Source organism: Psychrobacter sp. Marseille-P5312, from assembly GCF_900291405.1.
Lineage (GTDB): Bacteria > Pseudomonadota > Gammaproteobacteria > Pseudomonadales > Moraxellaceae > Psychrobacter > Psychrobacter celer.
Window position 1 is genome coordinate 3,065,564 of record NZ_OLML01000001.1, and the last position, 23,468, is coordinate 3,089,031.

The following is a 23,468-nucleotide window of genomic DNA, read 5'->3' on the forward strand; positions in this document are numbered from 1 at the left end:
GTCTGATTGATGTCTGATTGATGTCTGATTGATGTCTGATTGATGTCTGATTGATGTCTGATTGATGTCTGATTGATGTCTGATTGATGTCTGATTGATAATTATCTCAGGCTATCAGTATGGCTGTCAGGTTTTTGTGGCAGCGCGCGGTCATGACGACATGGCCGTAATAATGTGGTCGTTATGACACATTATGCCTGTGAGTCACTCAATGAGACATGCGTTTATCCTGTCATTTCTGCTACAATTACGCTCATATCATCCTTCATCACTCTTCATTGAAAGATCCATTATGACCCACTCCCACGCTGTAGATTTAGATCGCCATACCATGACTGACACCCATAAAAACAATAATGACTTAGACTATCTGAGCGTTAATGATTATGACTATGAGCTGCCAGATAACTTAATCGCCCGCTACCCGCTAGCGCAGCGCTCGGCCTCAAGATTATTGTATTTACCCGCCAGCAATCCCGCCACTGTGGCAGATAGCCGTGCCGAAGACCGCATGTTTTCTGAGTTACCAGACTTACTAAATGCGGGTGATTTGATTGTGTTTAACGACACCAAGGTGATGAAAGCGCGCCTGTTTGGACAAAAAGACACAGGCGGTAAGATCGAAGTGCTGATCGAGCGTTTGGTCGATATTGCCGACTTAGCGCCCGCCGCCCTGCATGTGACGACCGCGGATGATCAACCGGTCTGCACTGACCATATCGCGCTTGGCCACATAAAAGCCAGCAAAGCGCCCAAGCTTGGACAGCGCTTGCAGCTCGCGGATGGTCATATACATGCGGTCATGATTGGTCGTCAGGATAATTTATTTATCCTAGCCTTTGATGCTCCTATCCTGCCGCAGCTAGAGCAATACGGCGAGCTACCTATCCCGCCATATTTTGAGCGTCATGCAGACGACACGGACAATACCCGCTATCAAACCGTTTTTCATGATCCAGCCAAACTCGCTAGCGTGGCGGCGCCGACTGCCAGCTTACATTTTGATAAAGCAGTTTTGGATAAACTGGCGGCCAAAGGCATTCACACAGCCTTTGTGACGTTGCACGTGGGCGCAGGCACCTTTGCCCCTGTCAAAACCGACAATTTGCTCAATCACACCATGCACAGTGAATATGCGCATCTACCGCAAGCAACCGCGGATCTGATCAATCAAACCCATACAAACGGCAAGCAAGTGATCGCGATTGGCACGACGGTCACGCGCGTGCTCGAAACTGCCTACCAAAAGACTGCGAGCACGGGCAAGCCACTTGCTGGCTGGTCAGGCGACACAGATATTTTTATTTATCCAGGCTTTAAATTCGCCGTCATCGACAAGCTACTAACCAACTTTCATTTGCCCAAGTCCACCCTATTGATGCTGGTCTCGGCATTTTCGGGTAAACAAGCGATAGAACAAGCGTACAAACATGCCGTCGAGCAGCAATACCGCTTCTTTAGTTATGGAGATGCCATGCTACTTGAGAAGCAGATAACCGCTGAATAAAAGGGCGTTTTATACAGTAAATTAACATTTGATACATTGGACACAACAGTTGTGAAATAAACTGGTAAACTAAACCAGATTTTGTTATAAAAGCAAAGATAACCTATATTCTAAGGGCTGCATATGTCTTGTCGTTTATCTCATCGTTTGACTCGCGTACACCGTGCGGTATCGATGGCATTACTGTGTTCGGTAAGCTGTGCCGCCTTTGTCTCTAGTGCCCAAGCGGCCACGATTGGCAAGACCGTTGTGACCTCAGCACAGCATGAGCCTCTAAGAGCCAGCATCAGTGTCTCGGACATTCGGGCTGCTGATTTTTCAGCCAGCTTGGCCAACCCTGCTATCTATCAGCAAATGGGGTTGACGCCAACTGACTCAATGAGGGTACGCTTTCAGCCAACCTCAGAAACCAGCGGCCAAGTCTATATCAGTACATCAAAACCTGTTTCTAAACCCTTTGCCGATATTGTGTTGACCATCAATGATCAGGGTCAGCGTAATGTCGTGCCCAAAACATTATTGATGCCGCTCGATGCCAGTTTACCTATCGATACCACCAAAAACATCGTAACAGGCGCAAAAAAGCCCAATCTACCTGCCGTATCCGCCAATAATGCCAAACCTTTGACCCTTAGAAAAGGTGCTCCGCCACCACTGGTATCGGCATCAGCCGCAAGCTCATCGACAAGCGCTGCTACGGCCGTCAAACGGTCCGCGCCCAACGTGCAACTACCGAATACGCAAGGGGCCAATACGCAAAGCGCAAGCATTCAAACGCAAGCTGCCTCAGCCGGAATGCCTGCCAAGACATCTGTATCAGCAACTGACCATCTAGTCTATACGCCTAGCCGTTTAGACAATGGGCGTTTGGCAAATGACTTTGAGCTCACGGCCGCCAGTCCAGCGAAGAACAATGCTAGCCGACCTAACCCTGCCAGCCGCTTGGACAATGGGCGTTTGGCTCAAGAGCAAACTGCCTCAAGTGTTACCACCGCGAGCGAAGCGTCACCTGCTACGCAACACATGCTCGGCACAGCGCAAGCAGACAACGCATTAGATACGCTAAATATTCAAGTCACTCGTCAGATACAGCCGAGTCAGCAAAAAACCACGGGTGTGAGTGCCAGTATCGTAGCTGCCGCCCCAAAAAACAACTCAGCTCAAGACAACCAAACCGCCGAGCAATCGGCTTTGAGCACTGCACATACGGCAGCGGCAACAGTAGTCGGTAGCAACATACCGGCTGATACTGCCGCGCCCTCTCAGCCAAGCACCAACAATCAGACTGCACCTACAAACCACGTGGCGGCAGACTCTATAGCAGATGCCAAAACGCAAAGCACGGCAAACTTTCAATATCAAGTACAGCGCAATGATAGCTTATGGATCATTGCTCAGCAGATTGCCCAAGAAAACAATGTCGATATTCAGACCGTGATGAAACAGATTCAATCACAAAACCCCAATGCTTTTATCAATAAAGACGCAGACCAGCTCAAAGCCGACGCCAAGCTAAATCTGCCGAATTATGATGTATTGCCATCACAGCAAGCGCTAGAGGCCGCTATCAGCGCCCAAAAACAAAAATATCGTCGGCGGATAAATACCCCTGTCGCACAGCCAGCGCCTAAAGCAAAGCCCCATACAGCTAAAGCGCAAAACAACTCAGCGCCTGCAGCCAAGCCACAAAAAAAACCAACCATTACCAAGACCCTGCCAAGAGCGCAGTTTTCTGTATTGGCTCCAGGACGTGATGGCAATGCCGATGGCACCCAAACCAAATCAGCGGCGGCCACAGGCAATGGAATTAGCACAGACATACTAGCTACTTTAAAAGCATCACGGCAAGCGGCTGCCTCTCAGGCCCAAAGCTTCTCCAAGACCAGTAGCGCACTTGACAGTTATACGCGAAAAATTCAATTACAGAATCAAAAATTGGCAGAGCTGCAAGCTCGTCTCAAAAAACTACGCAACCAATAATTGCCTGATATAGCAGCGTATTATGCTGTGATCATAGGCGTGGGAGTAACAATGGACAATATGCTATACATCATCGCCGGCTTGGTACTGATTGTATTAATAGCGGTTTTAGTGATACGTAAAAACAAAGCGCAAAAACCTTCGGCGCAGCCTTATGTCAAGTCAGATAGACATGCCGCGGCACAGACACCAGCGCCAAAAGCAAGTGCGCCCGTACAAACTGACGTCAGCAGCGAAAACAAGTTTGACCCCATCACCATTGCCCAGCGCTTTATAGATCAGCAGCGTTATGACAAAGCGATTGAAACACTCAATCGCGGCTTGCGCGAAAAGCCTAACGACAGTCAGCTTTCTTTAAAGCTGCTAAGCATCTATGCGACGATCAATCAATCAGAGAATTTCAACAAAGTCTATGACACCATCAGCTCGCAAAATGACCCCAAAAGCCTTGCCCTAGCAGATGAGCTAAAGACGCTGTTTTTTGAAGAACAAAATCAAGTCGCCGCGCAAACCGCGCCCGTTGAGCAAGCTGCCGACTTTGAAAGTATAGGTTTTGATCTGCCAACGACACATGCCAGTCCCACCCATGATGTGGCAGCTGATGATATCAGCGAGAGCGATGCCTCCTTAGCTTCTTCTGTCGAGACCCCAGCACTATCAGAACAAGTGCTGGCAGATGACAATACCGACACAGATTTTGCTTTGACGCTCAGTGATTTGGAAGCGGATTTAGATGAGCCGGCACCGGCAGCAGAGCCTACCACGGCAGCTGACGAGAGCACTGCGGCCACAGAAGTGGCTGAAGAGACAGATTTTAGCGAATTCGACTTTGGTCTTGAGGACATTGAAACAGCGCAGCCAGAGTCATCTGATGTCTCAACCCAAGCGGACAGTGTCGAAGCGGATACCACTGAAGCGCTAACGCTAGATGAAGAGGATTTCGTCTTAGATTTTGATGATTTAGTGACAGATATGGATTCAGAAGATGCTGCTGATAAAACAAGCACGACTGACCACATGACTGATACGACCGCCCAAAGCCGCGACGACGACTTTGTCTTGTCCTTAGATGATTTGGATGACGCAGATGACTTAGACAGTGACCTAAACAGCGACCTAAACAGCGACCTAAGCAATGACTTAAACGTTGCATCAGAGACGGCACTAGCAATTGAGACAGAGTCTGACTTAGCTGACTTAGATGTTGAAACAAACACTGATGAGCCTGTGCTTGATCTAAGCGATGAGATAAGTGACGAATTAAGTGATGACAGTATCGATATTGATGACTTAACATTAGACAGTGACTTTGCAGACAGCAGTGATGACGCTACTCTTACTTTGACAGCAGCCTCTGAGCTGACTTCGAGTAGTCCCACATCGTTTGATGATAATACATTGATCGATGACGACTTTGACTTTGATGCATTATCAGATGAATCGGATACAGCGGCGAGCCCAGTTGCCCCAGTAGCAGCTCAACCTGCCGAGAGTATTAAAGAAGATAACGCTGAGGACTTCTCAGCACGCTTTGCCGCTGATTTTGACTTTGTCAAATCATTAGACAGCAATCAGGTAGCACTAGACTTGGCAGGTCAGTACCTGCAGCTAGGCGAGTACGATAGTGCCAAACGCTTGCTCAATGAAGTCATTTCTCAAGGCAATAGTGCACAGCAGCAGCAAGCGCAGTCGCTACTCGAGCGCACAGCGTAATTAAAAAGCAGGCTTTTTTATCAGCAAGTATTCTTGTGCCTTGAGAATACTTGCTTTTTTTTGCATTGAGCCTTTATAGTAGGGTCTGATTTAGATGACTATCAATTTATTGAGCAACTCATTTGAGCGATTGAGCTGGGGCTCCCTAGTTCTTATTTTTATTTACTTTTTATGACAGCGCCGACTATGCCCTCTTCTGTTATGACCAAGACGCTTACTGATCCCATCCAGCTGATTTATGCAGGCGGCACTTTTGGCAGTTATGGCCGGCCATTAGCACCGCTACCAGCAGAGGTGTTTTTACCGACGTTACAAACACTGCTAGCAGAGCCAGACCATGCCCACCATCTGCCGCCAATCTCTTGGCTAGACAACACTTTAATCAAAGACAGTAGCCAATTAACACCTGTCGATTTTGTGCATTTTTACCAGCTGATACTAGCCGCCTATGCGCAGGGGCACAGACGTTTTGTGCTCATCACTGGTACCGACACGCTCAGTTATCTCGGGGCGTTTTTGGCAGAGGCCTTTGCAGGGAGTGATATCTGTGTGGCGGTCACTGGCAGTATGCGCCCGCTATTAGACAGCGAGATGCTACATACCTATAGCGTCGATACGCATAGCGATGCATGGGGCAACCTAAACGATGCGTTAAAACTGGCAGCGGCAGGTGAGTCAGGAGTAAAAATTGCCTTTGGCGGCGAATCTTGGCCTGCGCAAACGGTACAAAAAATTCATAGTCATGATCTCATGGCGTTTACTGGTCACTCTCGGGCAGCCTATCCTGCCAATAGTTATATAAAGCACTTGCCAGACGCCCGCCGCCAACACTGGCTCGAGGACCAACAAGAAATCAGCAAAAGCATCGATGCTCGTGCCAAGCAAGCACGTATTCATGCTCTGTATTGCCTACCCAACGATACTGAGGTTATGAGCAATCAGCTACAAGCCCTACTTTCTCAGCCGCCATGTGGCATTATCTTATTAGGGTTTGGTGCAGGCAACGTGCCCTATTCAGCTGATTTGGCGCAGGCATTGACCCTTGCGCATCAGCATGGGCATATGGTGGTTTGCGCCAGTCAATCGCCTTTTGGCGGCGTGAGTGACAACTATGCGGCTGGCAGTTGGCAATATGAGTATCATGTCATCGCTGGCGGCCGGTTGACCATTCCAGCCATCTATGCGCGATTATTGTGGCTGCTGCTACGGTACGACAGTCCTACCAGACGCCGTCAACGCTGGACAAACAATGTCAGCCAAGCCAGCATCACCATCAAAAAGCGCTGATCTGATCGGTCCTATTAAAGCCATAAGAAACTCTTACCATTTACTTTATAAGCCACACATTATCATGTCTGAGATACTCCCTATCGAAACCGCCAGCCAACCTACTTACACCCTAGCAATTGCTATTGAGTTTTTGGGTACGCAGTATCACGGCTGGCAGCGGCAACAAGAAGTGCTGGGTGTCCAAGAAGCCCTCGAAACCGCTATCGGCAAAGTCGCCAATGAGACCGTAGAAGTCGTCGCCGCAGGGCGTACCGATGCCAGCGTCCATGCCAGTAATATGATTGCCCACTTTACCACCCACGCCTATCGCCCGACTCATAATTGGCTTCGCGGTGTAAACAGCCTGCTCCCCGACGACATTGCGCTGCGCTGGATACAGCCCATGCCGAACGACTTTCATGCACGGTTTGGCGCTATCGCCCGTCGTTATCGTTATATCACCCTCAATCAACCCCAGCGCCCTGCTATCTTAAACCATCAAGTCACTCATATTTATGAACCACTTGACTTGGCCGCCATGCAGCAGGCAGCAGCAGATATCGTCGGTACGCACGACTTTAGTAGCTTTCGCGCCGCCGCTTGTCAGTCCAATCAGCCAGTGCGTTCAGTCAGTCATGCCAGATTGTTTGCCCATGGCCAGTTTATCGTGTTTGACATTCAAGCAGATGGCTTCTTGCATCATATGGTACGCAACCTAATGGGCACCTTGTACGCTATCGGCAAGCACGAGCTAGAGCCATCTGATTTTTTGACTATTTTGGCCAAAAAAGACCGTACTATTGCACCACCGACCGCCTCTGGTGACGGCCTATACTTTATCAATGCTTACTATCCCGAGCATTGGCAAAAACTATTGCCCACCGCGCCTCTTACGCCCCTCTGGCTAAACCTGCCTGACTGATATACATATCGATTACAAGCTGTCAAGCCAAAACCAGGTTCTGTATTGCTTTAATACGCTAGCTTGCGTATAATATGGGCTTATTTTTAACTGATTGATACAAAATTATGGCAAAAGACGATATTATCGAATTTGAAGGCGAAGTCATCGACACCCTTCCAAACACATTGTTTAAAGTTCGTTTAGAAAACGGACACGAAATCATCGCGCATATCTCTGGTAAAATGCGTAAACACTATATCCGTATCTTGACTGGCGATAAAGTCAAAGTCGAGATGACCCCCTATGACTTATCAAAGGGTCGTATCACCTATCGTGGTAAAAACTAATTGCGATAAAAATCGACTTTAATAAAATCGATTTTATTAAACAGTGATGACGATTACGCGGTTATGACAAATCTCATCATTACCAAATGATGCAGTACTTGCTAAGACGTTTTTAAGAGCATTTTTGTGAATGCTTGGGTGGTTTAACAGATAATAATAATGAAAATGCAAACCTACTCATTATTGGCTATCAATGTTTTGTCTTACAAGTTAGTCAGGTCAATATAAAAAAGATATGGCGAGACTCGAATAAGTTTTTTGCGGCATCGAGCGGCGCTGGCACAGCACGCAAGAAGAGTTTGTACCAATCTCGCGAATTTATGCTGTGTATCTTTTTTATTTAGGGCGTGTCTTCAATTGGATAAGGCATAAATAATAGTTACAATACCGCATCTATTGAAACGATGCGAGCAATACAAGTTATGGCAAGAAAAGCATTAACAGATACACTTTGGGATCAATTGCAATCGACGATGATAAAGTACGGCTGCTATCAAACTCAAAACAGCCGAGAGATCATGGAAGCCATACTGTGGAAACTACGCACAGGCGCGCCTTGGCGTGACATACCTGAAGAATTATGTTCATGGAAAACAGCCTATAGTCGCTTTAATCGATGGTCGAAAACTGGCTTATGGGAGAATTTTTTTTTAGCTTACGAAAAGAAATTGATACGGAATGGGTATTCACAGACGGAAGCTATGTTCGCTGTCACCAGCATGCAAGTGGAGCTCGGCGTGGTGCAGATCGAGCAATTGGACGAAGCCGTGGCGGCGCAACTACAAAGATACACCTATCCTGTGATGCCGATGGATATCCGCTCGATTTTAAAATCACTGGGGGTGACGTCCACGACAGTCAAGTTGCAGGTGAATTGATTGACATGATTGGACAGGCAGATTGCTTTATCGCTGATAAGGGCTATGACTCAGAGGCTATCAGAAATAAAGCTCGAAGCCATAATATGATACCTGTCATCCCTAAAAGGAAGAATACAAAACAGCCTAATCCAGAATTTGATAGCTACTTGTACAAGCTGCGTCATCTTGTTGAAAATATGTTTGCAAGGCTTAAACACTTTCGTAGTATCGCCACTCGCTATGAGAAGTTAGCTCGTAATTTTAAGTCAATGCTTTATCTGGCATGTACTATCGTTCATTGTAAGATGAATTGAAGACACGCCCTAGTAATGACTATACCCGAATAAAAATACCGCTAACTGATGGTTAGCGGTATTTTTTTGACGCGTTCATAAAAACCCGTCTTTATAAGCAAAAAATTTTGATGGTTTCATACTCTTTGTCTTTTGCCTAAAACTATTTGAACTCTACCGTAGCCCCATTTTGTATGACACCCAATAGTGCCAAGGCATCCCAGTTGGTCAGACGCACGCAGCCTGCAGATGCTTGACGGCTGATACGGGCAGGGTCCGGTGAGCCATGAATACCATAAGAGGGTTTACTCAGGCCAATCCACACAGAGCCGACTGGGTTGTTAGGGCCTGGCGGCAAGATAGCTTTGCTCCCATCATTGGCAGTGTAAGTATAGTTGGGCTCATGAACCTTGACCTCTACTGTATGCGTGCCTGATGGCGACGGAGTGGCCGTACTCCCTACTGTCGTCGGATAACTGGCAACCAGTGTCCCTTTGTCATCGTACGCATATAGCGTCTGGGTGGTTTTGTCGGCGACCACACGGCTGACGGGCGCGGTGTTAGGGTTTCCTGGATTATAGACCGTTATGGTCTCACCCGCTGAAAAGCTGGCATTAGGGTTTAGGGTTTTGAGATATTTTTCACTCATGTGAAACTTCTCTGCCAATGCCTCTATCACATTTTCATAGTACAGACCTTCTAGCTCCGCTTTTGCGGTAGCGCCCGCTGGGATAGTAGTGGTTTTGATATCGACGTCCGCGTCTGTCAATTGGTAGCTGACCAACACAGGCTGCGTCATAAGCGCCTTATCACTCGTGAGGGCTTGCCAAGTCTCGGTATTTAGAGCCTCTGTGACACTTATGCCATTGGCTTTTTGAAAGGCTTGCATGGCTTTTTTGGTGTTTTTTCCCCAGTATCCATCGACCGCACCCACGCCACTGTGATGCCAGTTTAATAATGCTTGTAACTTGGTGCCAATCGTCCGATCGATATTAGTACCAGGCGTCCAGCTGGCGTCGTTTACTTTTTTTGCCATCGCTGGCAAATTTTCGGTGCTGTACTTAATGGTAGGAAGCAGTTTGTTAAGCGACATCGACGTTTTGTTATCGCCCGTCAGCTTTTGACTGACGCCGTTGGTAACTGGGCTAACATCTTTAGTGGCGGCGGATTTGCTCATCGCTGCCTGAGCATCGCCCACGGCATTGTCTGTATCGGCGATAACGCTTTGCCCTATCAATACGGCAGCTGACAAACCAACCGCGGCGAGCGCTGCGCTGACTTTATTAAAATGATACATGTGTGCTCCTAGCATTTTTATCAGGTTTTATTGTTATATCGATTATTTTTATCAGATTGTTTTTTATCAGTTGTATACGTGAAATATGGTGCCATATTGGTCTGTGAGCATATAACACCTTTATGTTAATAAGACTGGCCTTCTGCACAAGCTGTGTTAACAAAAGTACTTTTTTGCGGATAACAGGTTGGTTATGTTACCCAGCGCAGCCAACTGTTAAACAAGTATTAAAAAACCCATAAATTGCAGAGCAATTTATGGGTGCTAAATTTATAAAATATAACGATTTAACAGTCAAAAAATGAGCAGTCAGACTTTAAATGAGTCGTCAGACTTTGTATATGGCTTTTTGTAGGACGCAATATCGCAGAGTCTTATACCAATTTTGCCAAAACAGCTTGTCCCATTTGCTGACAGCCAACTTGGGTCAATCCGGCTTCACTAGGATCTAAAATATCGAGCGTACGAAGTCCATCATCCAGCACGTCGCTGACTGCTTGTTCAATGGCTTGGGCGGCCGTTTCTTGTTTAAAGGTATAGCGCAGCATCATAGCAACAGATAATATCGTCGCTAGTGGGTTGGCCTTGTCTTGCCCTGCGATATCCGGTGCCGAGCCATGACAAGGCTCGTACATTCCTTTTCCTGACGCATCAAGACTGGCTGATGGCAACATACCAATGGACCCTGTCAGCATCGCAGCTTCGTCAGATAAGATGTCACCAAACATATTGCCCGTCACCATAACGTCAAACTGTTTTGGGTCTTTGATCAGCTGCATACACGCATTATCAGCATACATATGTGATAACGCCACATCACCATACTCAGCCTGCTGCATCTCAATCATCGTCTGCTTCCACAGCTCAGTGACCTCTAAGACATTGGCCTTATCCACTGAGCAGACTTTGGCAGCACTACCTGTCGCGGCTGCCCGCGTTTTTGCCAATTCAAATGCCACCTTGCCGATACGCTGAATCTCACTTGTGCTATATACCATGGTGTTATAGCCTTGCTGCTCACCATTATCTAGCGTACGAATACCGCGCGGCTCCCCAAAATAGATCCCGCCTGTCAGCTCACGCACGATTAGTAGATCGAGACCTGAGATGATTTCAGGCTTAATGCTCGAGGCATTAGCCAACTGGGGATACAGCTTTGCCACACGTAGGTTGGCAAACAAGCCAAGCTCACCGCGAATCTTCAAAAGACCACGCTCAGGACGCTTGCTGCGCTCGATACCATCCCATTTTGGACCACCGACCGCGCCTAGTAATACTGCATCGGCGGCACGGGCACGAGCCAAGGTCTCATCTGGTAAAGGCTCGCCTGTCGCATCGATGGCGACGCCGCCGATCAGTCCAGATTCGAGGGTCAAATTTAACGCAAACTTATCATTGACGGCATTTAATACATCAATGGCTTGGGTCATAATCTCAGGGCCGATGCCATCGCCCGCTAGTGTCAAAATCGTTGCCATACTGATCCTTTTTAATAGGTTTTTATTGAATAATATTGCTATGGGTTTTTGCTAAAACGTACAAAAAAACACGCCTTCGCTACAGCGTATTTAGCGGCTTTTAAGGCGTGTCTTTATCCCAAAACTGCGTTAAACATGAAACAAACGACAATCAAGCAGGCTATCTGGCATAGATGGATGACCTCAACGTATTAACCAGATTTTTATATACGGGTTTCTACAAACTCACCTCGATGCTTGCTATCTAACTGTTTACAAAACCGGCGCTGTACGGTACTACCCTGTAGCAGCTCAATGCATAAAGGCTCGGGCGACGCGGTCTCTAGCAAGCTGCCTGACTTGTTACTAGGTTTTTTTTGATAAGCACGTAACTGATAAGTCCCTGCCTGAGTAAAATCATGAATCATGGCAAAACGCTCAACATAGCCCACGTTGTTTTCTGGATAGAAGTTGACGTGAATTTCGCGCTTGGCTGGCATGACTCTGGCATAGTAATTGGTCAATCCTGGCATTGCAGAGGCGGATAGCGGCACTATCTTGATCGACTTTTTATTGGCAAGCGGCATCATCTCTGCACTGGTTGGGGCCTTTTTTGTGCCCTCTGCAAGCGTCGTCACCATGGCTGGATTTACCGGCTCGTGACTGTCAGGAGCGATGACGAGTGTTTTGTCTATCTGCACGATTTCGCAGTGATAGGTTCCAACACATGCGATACTTACCTCGCCTGCGACTGGCTGAATATGGCCTGCCCATACTTTGGCATTTTCGGCTTCATCGATTTTTTGATAACCGGTTAATAGCTGGCAGCCTGACATTAAAAAACTGGCAGCAATCACTGTACTGGTCCACAAAGCATAACGTGTTTTATTCATAATGGCGGCTACTGTTAATAGTAAGGAAGATAAAAACAACACAACGACCTCCTTATTTTAGCCAGTTCACCGCCATAACTCAACGCTGCATTACTATTGTTCAGCACGTTGTCCACCGCGGTTAAGAGGCGCTTTGTTTATGCTTGTACGTCATTAAACACCCAAGGTGTTTTTTGCTTCATCTTGTCCTCATACGCTTTGATGGCGTCGCCTTGCTGCAAAGTCAGTCCGATGTCATCAAGACCATTTAACAAGCAATGCTTACGAAACTCATCGACCTCAAAAGCGTACTCTTCACCGCTTGGAGTGATGACCACTTGACGCTCAAGATCGGCGGTAAGCTCATAGCCTTCATTGGCCATGGTCGCTTTCATCAATTCATCGACAATCTCTTCGTCTAAGACGATGGGCAACATACCGTTTTTAAAACAGTTATTATAAAAAATATCGGCAAAGCTTGGCGCAATAATCGTACGAAAGCCATATTCTGATAGTGCCCAAGGTGCATGCTCACGGCTTGAGCCACAGCCAAAGTTTCTGCGTGCCAGCAAAATGGTAGCACCTTGATAGCGGGGCTGATTTAAGACAAAATCAGGGTTGATCGGGCGTTTACTATTATCTTGCCCCGGAAACCCTTCGTCCAAATAACGCCAATCATCAAATAGATTGACGCCAAAACCAGTACGTTTAATGGATTTTAAAAACTGCTTAGGGATAATCTGATCGGTATCGACGTTTGCGCGATCAAGTGGGCAAACGATACCCGTTTGGGTGTTATAAGCTTGCATAGTTTTTCCTATCAATTCAATGAGGGAGTTATGGATGAGCGGTCTTAAAACGTACGCACGTCCACAAAGTGACCCGCCAATGCTGCTGCTGCTGCCATCGCGGGGCTGACCAAATGCGTACGACCACCATTTCCTTGACGGCCTTCAAAGTTACGGTTAGAGGTTGAGGCACAATGCTCTCCAGGCTCTAGCTTATCGGCATTCATCGCAAGGCACATCGAACAACCAGGCTCACGCCACTCAAAACCCGCCTCCGTAAAGACGGTATCCAAGCCTTCTGACTCTGCCTGCTGCTTGACCTGCCCTGAGCCCGCCACCACGATCGCCTCCTTGATATTGTCAGCGACTTTGCGGCCTTTGATGACCGCAGCAGCATCACGCAAGTCTTCGATACGCGAGTTGGTGCATGAGCCAATAAAAATACGATCAAGCTGGATATCAGTAATCTTTTGCCCTGCACTTAGGCCCATATAGGTGTATGCGCGTAGCCAGCCTTCTTGTTGCGCCTCATCGATAGCTTCGTCAGGTGTCGGAACAGACTGAGTGACATCGACGACCATTTCAGGCGACGTGCCCCAAGACACCTGCGGCGCAATCTCACTACCATCAATCTCAATTACGCTATCAAATACGGCATCATCATCTGAGTATAACGTACGCCAATAAGCTTCGGCTTGCTCCCACTGCTCCTCGGTCGGCGCATAAGGACGACCTTTGACATAGTCAATCGTCGTATCATCGACCGCCACCATACCAACGCGCGCGCCCGCCTCAATCGCCATATTACAGACGGTCATGCGCCCCTCCATGCTCATATCTTCGAACACTTGCCCTGCAAATTCAATGGCGTATCCTGTGCCGCCTGCCGTACCGATTTTGGCAATAATCGCTAGCACCACATCTTTTGGCGTCACGCCAGCGCCAAGCGTACCATTGACTCGGATTTGCATATTTTTTGATTTCTTTTGAATCAAACACTGAGTGGCTAGTACGTGCTCAACCTCAGAGGTACCGATGCCATGCGCTAAACAACCTAGCGCGCCATGAGTGGCGGTATGTGAATCACCGCAGACCACTGTCATACCGGGCAACACTAAGCCCTGCTCAGGACCGACCACGTGCAAAATACCTTGACGCGCATCATTGATGGTAAACTCAGCAATATCGAACTTGCTACAGTTTTCATCCAACGTCAGTACCTGCAGGCGCGATACATTGTCTTTGATACCCGACACGCCCTCTAAGCGCTCTTTGGTCACTGTTGGGACGTTATGATCTGGGCTTGCGATATTCGCAGACAGACGCCACGGTGTGCGATTGGCCAGCTCTAAGCCTTCAAAGGCTTGCGGACTTGTCACTTCGTGCAGCAAATGGCGATCGATATAAATCAGGCTCGAGCCATCATCACGCTTGGTGACTTCGTGAGCGTTCCAAAGTTTGTCATATAACGTTTGACCGGCCATATTGCTATCCTTTATTGATTGCTAATTGCTAATTGCTCAGTTTTTCACTTACTTATTATTTTCACTTACTTACTGTTTTTACCTGCTTGCTATCGGTAAGCAAAAATGAGGTCTAGTCTAGGTAGTATGTTGGTATGTCTTATCTCTACACCAACGCTTTGTCAGGTCGGCATACTTATCTAGTATTTATTGCTAAAAACTGCGCTTAAAACAAGCGTTATACGAAAAAACACCGCCGTTTATGCAATAAATATGTGACAATACGTCTCGATGTCTTGTGATTATAGCAGGCTAATCCTATAATAATAATTGATGATTTTTACATAGACACAAACTTTTATTTCTAATACATTGTGATTGGGTCAGCCAACTTTTATTTATAGCTTACAAAGTAGCTAAGGACATCCGTTTGAACACCACAAATTTGACGACATTCGTTACCGTTATGCACACTGGCAGCATCTCAGGCGCAGCCGAAAAGCTGTTTATCACTCAGCCTGCAGTCAGTAAACGTATCAAAAATTTGGAAGATGAGTTTAACATCACTTTGTTCGATACTGTCGGACGCGGTATTGTACCCACGCAAGCGGCGACCGAAATGCTGCCGCATGCCAAACGCTGGCTTGAAGATTATGAAAACTTCAAGATAAACCTGCAGCACTCCCAGCATATTGTCTCAGGTAAGCTGATCATCGGTACCAGCCATCATATTGGCCTACACCATTTAGCGCCTGTCCTCAAACACTTTATCCAAGCGTATCCTGCCGTCCAGCTAGAAGTGCATTTTGTCGATTCAGAGGCGGCACACAAAGCAGTATTAGATGGTGACTTGTCACTGGCGTTTGTCACTTTACCACCTGTCTACGACAAGCGGCTAACCTACCATACGCTTTGGTCTGATCCTTTATACTTTATGACAGGCGCTTTGTCACCATTGGCGACCAAATCCAATGTGACGCTCGAGCAGTTGGCTCGCTATCCTGCGATTTTACCGTCGGCCAATACCTTTACCAGTCAGATTACGCTGGCTGAGTTCGCCAAGCACAATCTCAAGCCTTATGCGACCATGAGCACCAACCCATTAGAGTCTATTCGTATGCTGGTCTCTGTCGGTCTTGGCTGGTCGGTACTGCCGCAGACCATGATCAGTCAAGACTTAGAGCGTATCGATATGGCGGACAATATCGAGTTACAGCGTTATTTGGGCGTGGTCATCAATCCAAAGCTCACTCAATCTAGCAGTGTGACGGCGCTATTGGATCTCCTATCTCCTATCGATTAATAAAGTGATTCATACTATATAGCATCAGTCAAGCCGCATAATTCTTGTGCCTTACCACTAGCAGGCACGCCATTCGCATTTGTAGTAGTCATGCGTTATAATACGCTTGACGTTGTTTTTATAACAAAAATTTACCATATAAACACTGATAGTCATATATTGAACACTTCGAGTAATATATGATAGGTGTCAGTAGGTTTAATGGTTTTAAATGATTGGTTATATTGGCGACCAATATAGTTATATAACTATAGGTATATAATAGGTATATAACTGGCAAATGCGATAAAGCGAAGCATCGACTTTTTGCTTTGCTCTTTATTGAATGACAATCTTTATTGACTACGCCATGTGCTATTTATGAGCGGATGATTTGGTCGATAATCGTGGTGTCATGATCTATATACCTTCGCCCTAGAGCAACGCCAATCATATAAAACTAACAGCAGATATTGCATCAAAGCCATTATGTCCTACTTAATGGCTTTTTTTGTCTTTAGATATTGTTTTGGACAACGTCTTGTAACACTTACTCTTTATAGTTAAAAATAATTACCGCCAACGCAGTTGGTTAAGGACAATTTATATGAACGGAGTTTCTAGTGGCGTGCTGATATCGCTCGGCGCCTATTTTTTAGTGATGATTGGGATTGGCATTTATGCTTACTTTAAGCAGGCCAATGACACAGAAGGCTATATGCTCGGTGGCCGTAATCTCAGCCCAGCAGTAACGGCACTCTCAGCGGGTGCCTCAGATATGTCAGGCTGGCTATTGCTTGGATTACCAGGCGCTATGTATGCCGATGGCGTGGTCAGTGCTTGGATTGCCATCGGTCTGACATTGGGTGCTTTTTTAAACTATATCATCGTGGCACCGCGTCTTCGGGTGTATACCGAAGTAGCTGACAACGCTATTACCCTACCCGATTACTTCGCCAACCGCTTTGAAGACAAGTCGCACATGCTACGTGTCATCTCAGCCGTTGTCATCATTCTATTCTTTACCGTCTATACCGCTGCAAGTCTTGTAGGGGGTGGTAAACTTTTCGAAAGCTCATTAAACCTATCTTATAGCACAGGCCTATGGGTCACCGCTGGTGTGGTCGTCATTTATACCTTGTTTGGTGGTTTCCTTGCCGTGTCGATGACGGACTTTGTACAGGGTGTCATCATGCTGTTTGCCATGGTGATCGTCCCTATCGTTGCCTTGACAGATCTGGGCGGCGTATCAGCCACGACTGATGCCATCAGAACCATCGATCCTAGTATGCTCGATATCACAAGCGGCATGACAGCACTTGGTATCATCTCGCTACTCGCTTGGGGATTAGGCTATTTTGGTCAACCGCATATCATTGTGCGCTTTATGGCGATTCGCTCAGTGCGAGATGTTCCAACAGCGCGTAACATCGGTATGAGCTGGATGATTATCAGCCTGATCGGTGCTTGTGTGACGGGTATCGCCGGTCGCGCTTACGTACAAAAAACCGCGATGACTCTAGATGATCCTGAGACCATCTTTTTGGTATTCACGCAGTTTTTATTCCATCCATTGGTTTCAGGCTTCTTGTTAGCGGCCATCTTGGCAGCGATCATGAGTACCATCTCCTCTCAGCTATTGGTGGTATCAAGCTCATTGACTAAGGACGTCTATAAGCTGTTCTTTGATAAAGAAGCCCCAGAGGCGCGTCAAGTACTGGTCGGCCGTATTTCTGTGATTGTCGTTGCTGTTGTCGCTATTTTGTTGGCATCAAACCCAGATAGCTCAGTACTGAATCTCGTATCTAATGCGTGGGCAGGATTTGGCGCGGCATTTGGCCCGCTCGTTATCTTTAGTCTGACATGGCGCGGCATGAACCGTAACGGCGCTGTCGCCGGTATGGTCGTCGGTGCCTTGACAGTCATCCTATGGGTCTATGGTCCATTTGAGATGAATGGCGTACCACTAAATAGTTGGTTATACGCCATCGTTCCAGGCTTTATTTTAAGTACCATTGCTATCTTTGCAGTGAGTATCATGACTGGCGGGCCAAGACCTACGGTATCTGCTAAATATAAAGAAATGGAGCTGAATTTAAACAAATAAATTCATAGACTGTTGAATATTAAAAAACCCTCGCTATCCGAGATAGCGAGGGTTTTATTTGGCTAATACAAAACTGGTAGGATACTTAGAAAGTCTTGGTTAATAATACCGTCGCTGATTTTTCATCACGATCATCATAATAACCAAAGTTACTAGAGGTCGTTTCATAGTCAAACACCAGTCTTGGAGTCAGACCAAGCACTGTGATATCGCGCTTCCAGACTTGTAGACCTAGTGAGGTGGTTTTATCCTCGCGTTTTGTACCCGGCTTACCGCCCACTGCATTATAGTAGCCCAACCATGCACCACTACCAGCTGGATAGGCATCTGCAGGATCTTCGTACTCTTTGATACCATAGCCTGCTGTCGCAAGGGTAGATATACCGTGCTTCCATTCACGCCCCCAACCGACATTGACAGAATTGCGATCGTAGCTGATGATGCTTGATTTGGGGACATCGTTTTGATAATTACCCAATCCACCATAGAAGTACTCTTTGGCATCTTTGATATAAAATGCGTTTAGGCCAAGGAACTGACCATCGGTTTCTCGGTTTTTATTGTCGTCATCCTCAAACGTTTCATTGGACAAAATACCGGTGGCCGTCAATTTCAACTTTGGTTTTACCCAGCGTGAGCCGCTGACCGTGACCCCTTTACGTAGGCTATAATCTTCTTCATCGTAATACCGCTTGGTCACAAACGGTGTGAGTGAGACATCATTTTTGGCATCATCATAACCAATACCAGCAGAAGCGGTCAGCAGATAATCGTTATAATCCGTTTCATCCCAGTAGCCTTTTAGTGAAGCATTTCCGCCTACGGTTGCATAAAAATTCTCAGGTAAATTAAAGCGCTTATTGGCACTGCCAGACACCTGAATACCGTTGGCCTTTTTTTGTTCGATTGAACGCCCCAGACTAGATTGAATAGACTTAGACGGCGCGTCATTGATATTGCTATCTCTGACATAGCTGGCTGAGACGTTAAACTGCCATTTTTCTGAGCTATTTATTTGAGCCAACGAGTTTTGAACTCTCGCCATCACAGGCGCTGGTAAATCAACCGACTGTAGCTTTAAAAACTGCTCTTTTGCGGCGGCATACTGCTTATCTGCTTGCATGGCAAGCGCCATATTTAGGCGTACAGGGTGAAAATCTGGATCTGCTGCGAGCATCTCACGGTAAATGGCGATGGCTTGCTTGTTTTTGGCTTCACTGCGATATATTAAGGCGTCAGCGAATTTGATGAGCATGGGATCATTGGTTTTAAGTGCTTTATAATGCGGCAATACTTCTTTTACCGTGACCATATCTTGCGCGGCTAACGCATCATTTAAAAACTTACTAAACGCCGCTGGGTTGGCTTTTAACGCCGCCAAATTGTATGTCGTGGCGGCAGCAAGTTGCTGACGACTTTTGATGGCACGCTGCGCCTCTGTATCAGAAACCGCGGTAGATGGCGCTGTGGGATCTGATACTGCTGTTTGATTTTCACGTTTGAGCAGCTCAGTTGCCTGGTCAAGCTCCGGCCCTATGCCTGGTGGCGTATCTTCTGCCATGACGGGGACAGAATAAGCCATCATTAGTGAAACACAGAGCGTAAGAGGTTTGAGCATATATTGATTATTCATGGGTATCCTTACCTAAGTATGATCATTAATCTTCCAAACTTAATCATCCTAAGGGATTTTAAACGTTTAAGCGAGAAAAAAAGCGTCCTAAGACGCTTTTTCGTTTGGGTTGTACAGTCATATTCCTTTATTGCTTTTCGGCGCCAAAGGTTCCTTGAAAGGTCGTGCCTGTTCCTGGCGTGGTACCTGTTCCTGCTACATTACCAGGTTGAGCTTCTTGATAAATGCCTCCTAGGAACTTTGCACCATCACCATAAAAACCACCTGATGTCGCAATATTGTCCTTACTACCAGCGAAAGTATTTCCGGTAATATTAGCACTGATGCCAATGTTTTTATTAATACCAGCAAATGTCAGCTCACCTGTCATAGAATCATTGACGAAATCTACATTAAATGTCGATGTGCCATTGACCACTGGGTCTTTGATAGCGCCTGAGCCTAAATGTAGATTGTCCATATAGGTAGCCACGCCAGCATATTGAACATTACCATCAGTTGGCATATTTTCGGTGGCATGACCTATTGCGTAGACGTTGGTATAGCGTGATTTCACACCACCAAATGACCCTTCTTTACGAAGATCACCATAAACGTGGCCTATCTGCATCTGTGTGCCAAAGCTCTTATACACAGAGTCATAATCGTATATTAGCTCAATATCACCAATGACAGACCCGACATTTTTGAAGGTAACAGAATTCTTGTCCTTAGACTTCATAAAACCGCTATCAGCGTCAAAGGCGACATCATTATTTCTAACCGTTGTAATCATAGCAGGTTGCTTGAATTTGTTAGGTTTAACAATATCAAGACGGGCTGCAAACTTATCATAGCTTGGCAGATTATCTACAGCACTATCTTCAACTATGTTCGGTGTCGTCTCTTCACCTTCACCCGTTGTAGTGGTAAAGGTTTGATTATCTGTCACAAACTGACGATACCCTATTGCATCATCTGTACCAGTACCAGCTACGCTACTGATGGTATTACTCATCACACCCGTTACTGCTTTAGGTTCTGGTACTGGCTCTGCGCTTGGGTCCACCTTAGTAGCGCCATAAGTACCTTTACCATCAGCAACTTGATATACACCGCCTAATAGGTTGGCATCTTCTCCAAAGAAGCCGCCTTTTGTATCAACGCCGTTCCAACTGCCAGCAAAACTATTACCATCAATCTCAGCTTTGATAACCTTCTCGCTAACGCTAGAGCCATCAAAGGATAACGTCCCATCGACTTGGCTATCAACAAAATCAACTTTAAACTCCGAAGTACCAATGATTGGATCTTTTCCAATGATCTCATTTTCACTATTGCCGATATAACTGGCTACACCGTTATAGTTCACTTTACCATCATTAATGCCATTGTCGATATTGTACTGTGATAGCTCTTTCATATACTGCATATCGTCGATATTTGTACTATTACCCTGTACATATACGTTCGATAACTTAGATAGTCGGATTAGATTGGCTAGGCCTTTAAGGTCTCCATATACATGACCAATCTGCATCTGCTCATCAAAGTTCTTATAAGTTGACGTATAATTTAATTTATTATTAAATATATCGCCAATCTGCTTAAGTTCGCTCTTTTTGAAACTACCTTCATAATCTTCGTCAGATGCGTTTCTCAATTCTACATTTATAGAGTTTTTAAAATCTCTTGAACCTGTCTCATTCAAAAGCGCACTGTACGTATCATAGCTAGCAGAAGTGTTTGCACTTATACCACTATTATCATGATCTGCAATACTGTTTTGGAAACCAGTTATTGTTACATTGACGGGAGCCTTTGGATTAGTAGGCGCTGGTGGTAGCTGCTGCGCGGCTTCAAGAGCATCTTCTGCTGCTTTTGCTCTAGCCTCAGCCTCTAATCTTGCCGTTTCAGCCGCATCAGCACGTGCTTCAGCATCAGCCGCTTGTGCTTTTGCATCAGCAGCCTGCTTATTGGCTTCTGCTACTTTCTTGTCTGCTTCTACTTTAGCCTCACCAATGGCTTTATCTGCTGCATCTTTGGCTGCCGTGGCCGCAGCTTCTGCTGAAGCTTGCGCTGCTAAGGCAGCCTCTTTAGCTGCTGTCGCTTTGGTTGCCGCTTCTAAAGCAGCAGCTTCGGCTGCTTCGGCTGCAGCTGCACGCTCTAGTGCAGCCGCGAGCAGGTCTTCACCATTACCGGCATTTGCTAAGTTTTCTTCTGCTTTTGCTAGGGCTTCTTGAGCCTTAACAGCGTCAGCTTGCGCTTTGTCAGCTGCAGCTTTGGCAGCAGCAGCTTGCGCTTGAACACCAGCGATGGCTGCATTGGCTGCATCCGCATCTGCTTGTGCTTTTATCGCTGCTTGTTCGGCAGCAGTTTGCAGGTCACTCTTGGCACCATAGGTACCTTGAGCGCCATTGCCTTCATAAACACCGCCTAGATACTGAGCATCTCCACCAAAGAATCCACCATCGGCTTTATAACCCTCTTTGCTACCTGAGAACTGGTTGCCTGCAATTGTGGCTTCTAAACCAATCTTCTTATCACCAAAATCTAGATCACCTTTTAGATTTTTAGCGACAAAGTCGGCAGTAAAGACTGAGGTACCAAATTGAATGTTTTTGTCTAAACCAGTCTCGCGGTAAGTAGCATCCCCTGTATAGCCGACTTTACCTTCGGTTGGCATGTTAGCAGTTTGGGTGGCATTACCAACGACAGCCACACCATTGACAGGTAATAGGCCAGCAGCGGCACCGTCAATATGAGCCACTCTTAAGTCATCACTAAAGTCTTTGTATGTTGAGGTGTAGACAAGGTCCTGTTCACCCAGTGAAGCAGTAACCACTTTGGTGGTGTTTTCAAATGAGTTGAATCCACTAGACCCTGCTACTGCTGTATCATTGTCACCACTGACTTGAAGCGCTACAGGATCAGAGACTAGACCTTCAGAAGCGATATCTGCCCGAGCTTGTACTTGCGTCTCATCCGTAATGCCAAAGTCACGAGTCGTGGTTGTCAACATACCTTGATTTAGTCCAGTGGCATCGATACTGATATGCTGAACCCCAGACTTAGCGGCTTCAGGAGCGTTCTTGATTTGAGAGGCAGCTAAGGCATCTTTGGCATCCTGAGCGGCTTGCTGAGCGGCTGCAATTTGCGCCTCTGCTGCGGCTTGAGCTTCCGCTTGAGCTTGCTGGGTAGCGATCACTTCGGCATTGGCTGCATCAAGGGCGGCCTGGCGACGATCTACTTCTGCTTGTAGGGCTTCGGTATTGCCGCCACCTGAAGCTAGAGCATCCGCTAGTGCCTGCTCTGCCGCTTCTAATTTCTGTTGGGCAGTTGCAAGCTCATCCTTGGCTTTATCCGCTTCCTTTTGAGCAGCGGTGGCTTTCTGCTTCTCTGTTTCTGCTTGAGCTTTAGCCTCTATCGCTTGTTGATTAGCAGTTTCAGCTTTGGCATTAGCTGCTGCAATCGCGGTCTCAGCATCAGCTTTGGCTTTGTCTGCTTCAGCTTTGGCTTTTATCTCTGCCGCTTCAGCCGCAGTAGCACGTGCTTCAGCATCAGCCGCTTGTGCTTTTGCATCAGCAGCTTGCTTATTGGCTTCTGCTACTTTCTTGTCTGCTTCTACTTTAGCCTCACCAATGGCTTTATCTGCTGCATCTTTGGCTGCCGTGGCCGCAGCTTCTGCTGAAGCTTGCGCTGCTAAGGCAGCCTCTT

16 protein-coding genes are annotated in these 23,468 nt (G+C 46.6%); 9 read left to right on the forward strand and 7 right to left on the reverse strand.

Features of this window, described 5'->3' with window-relative positions:
* Positions 1 to 331: 331 nt before the first annotated feature.
* The 7 genes from queA (at position 332) to C6W44_RS13145 (ending at position 8,894) form a co-directional block, all read left to right on the forward strand.
* Positions 332 to 1,507 carry a tRNA preQ1(34) S-adenosylmethionine ribosyltransferase-isomerase QueA gene (gene queA / locus C6W44_RS13115; RefSeq protein WP_413772343.1) on the forward strand — a complete coding sequence of 392 codons (1,176 nt, stop codon included), beginning with the start codon at positions 332 to 334 and terminating at the stop codon, positions 1,505 to 1,507.
* A 123-nt stretch (positions 1,508 to 1,630) separates the two neighbouring features.
* Positions 1,631 to 3,487 carry a FimV family protein gene (locus C6W44_RS13120; RefSeq protein WP_105246295.1) on the forward strand — a complete coding sequence of 619 codons (1,857 nt, stop codon included), beginning with the start codon at positions 1,631 to 1,633 and terminating at the stop codon, positions 3,485 to 3,487.
* Between the two features lie 51 nt (positions 3,488 to 3,538).
* The gene (locus C6W44_RS13125) at positions 3,539 to 5,200 is read left to right on the forward strand and encodes a FimV/HubP family polar landmark protein (protein WP_105246297.1); all 1,662 of its coding nucleotides are present in this window, start codon (positions 3,539 to 3,541) and stop codon (positions 5,198 to 5,200) included.
* A 201-nt stretch (positions 5,201 to 5,401) separates the two neighbouring features.
* Positions 5,402 to 6,487, forward strand: a complete 1,086-nt coding sequence (locus C6W44_RS13130) for an asparaginase (protein WP_105246299.1) — start codon at positions 5,402 to 5,404, stop codon at positions 6,485 to 6,487.
* 64 nt (positions 6,488 to 6,551) lie between these two features.
* Positions 6,552 to 7,391, forward strand: a complete 840-nt coding sequence (gene truA, locus C6W44_RS13135) for a tRNA pseudouridine(38-40) synthase TruA (protein WP_100749575.1) — start codon at positions 6,552 to 6,554, stop codon at positions 7,389 to 7,391.
* 107 nt (positions 7,392 to 7,498) lie between these two features.
* Complete coding sequence (gene infA / locus C6W44_RS13140) at positions 7,499 to 7,720, forward strand: translation initiation factor IF-1 (RefSeq protein ID WP_021814850.1); 222 nt, start codon at positions 7,499 to 7,501, stop codon at positions 7,718 to 7,720.
* A gap of 422 nt (positions 7,721 to 8,142) precedes the next feature.
* Positions 8,143 to 8,894 (forward strand): IS5 family transposase gene (locus C6W44_RS13145; RefSeq protein ID WP_105246727.1). Its coding sequence is split into 2 segments (ribosomal slippage): positions 8,143 to 8,350 and positions 8,350 to 8,894, totalling 753 coding nucleotides; the frame shifts between segments, so codons are not numbered across the junction.
* Between the two features lie 142 nt (positions 8,895 to 9,036).
* Here C6W44_RS13145 and C6W44_RS13150 read toward each other — a convergent pair.
* The 5 genes from C6W44_RS13150 to leuC all read right to left on the reverse strand — a co-directional run bounded on the left by C6W44_RS13150 (position 9,037) and on the right by leuC (position 14,771).
* On the reverse strand, positions 9,037 to 10,170 hold the full coding sequence (locus C6W44_RS13150; protein ID WP_105246301.1) for a L,D-transpeptidase family protein: 1,134 nt from the start codon (positions 10,168 to 10,170) through the stop codon (positions 9,037 to 9,039).
* 374 nt (positions 10,171 to 10,544) lie between these two features.
* Positions 10,545 to 11,648 (reverse strand): 3-isopropylmalate dehydrogenase, encoded by a 1,104-nt coding sequence (gene leuB, locus C6W44_RS13155; RefSeq protein ID WP_105246303.1) that lies wholly within the window; start codon positions 11,646 to 11,648, stop codon positions 10,545 to 10,547.
* Positions 11,649 to 11,851: 203 nt separating this feature from the next.
* On the reverse strand, positions 11,852 to 12,520 hold the full coding sequence (locus C6W44_RS13160) for a hypothetical protein (RefSeq protein ID WP_105246729.1): 669 nt from the start codon (positions 12,518 to 12,520) through the stop codon (positions 11,852 to 11,854).
* Between the two features lie 137 nt (positions 12,521 to 12,657).
* Complete coding sequence (gene leuD / locus C6W44_RS13165; RefSeq protein WP_105246305.1) at positions 12,658 to 13,308, reverse strand: 3-isopropylmalate dehydratase small subunit; 651 nt, start codon at positions 13,306 to 13,308, stop codon at positions 12,658 to 12,660.
* 44 nt (positions 13,309 to 13,352) lie between these two features.
* A complete protein-coding gene (gene leuC, locus C6W44_RS13170) occupies positions 13,353 to 14,771 on the reverse strand; it encodes a 3-isopropylmalate dehydratase large subunit (RefSeq protein WP_105246307.1) in 1,419 nt (472 codons plus the stop codon).
* Positions 14,772 to 15,180: 409 nt separating this feature from the next.
* Here leuC and C6W44_RS13175 point away from each other — a divergent pair, with 409 nt between their 5' ends.
* On the forward strand, positions 15,181 to 16,053 hold the full coding sequence (locus C6W44_RS13175; RefSeq protein WP_105246309.1) for a LysR family transcriptional regulator: 873 nt from the start codon (positions 15,181 to 15,183) through the stop codon (positions 16,051 to 16,053).
* Between the two features lie 586 nt (positions 16,054 to 16,639).
* Positions 16,640 to 18,139 (forward strand): sodium/proline symporter PutP, encoded by a 1,500-nt coding sequence (gene putP / locus C6W44_RS13180; RefSeq protein ID WP_105246311.1) that lies wholly within the window; start codon positions 16,640 to 16,642, stop codon positions 18,137 to 18,139.
* Positions 18,140 to 18,224: 85 nt separating this feature from the next.
* Here the strand turns inward: putP and C6W44_RS13185 are convergent, their stop codons facing one another.
* The gene (locus tag C6W44_RS13185) at positions 18,225 to 19,772 is read right to left on the reverse strand and encodes a porin family protein (RefSeq protein WP_105246314.1); all 1,548 of its coding nucleotides are present in this window, start codon (positions 19,770 to 19,772) and stop codon (positions 18,225 to 18,227) included.
* Between the two features lie 127 nt (positions 19,773 to 19,899).
* Positions 19,900 to 23,468 (reverse strand): transferrin-binding protein-like solute binding protein (locus tag C6W44_RS13190; RefSeq protein WP_199774490.1); only part of this gene is annotated, 3,569 nt, incomplete at its 5' end.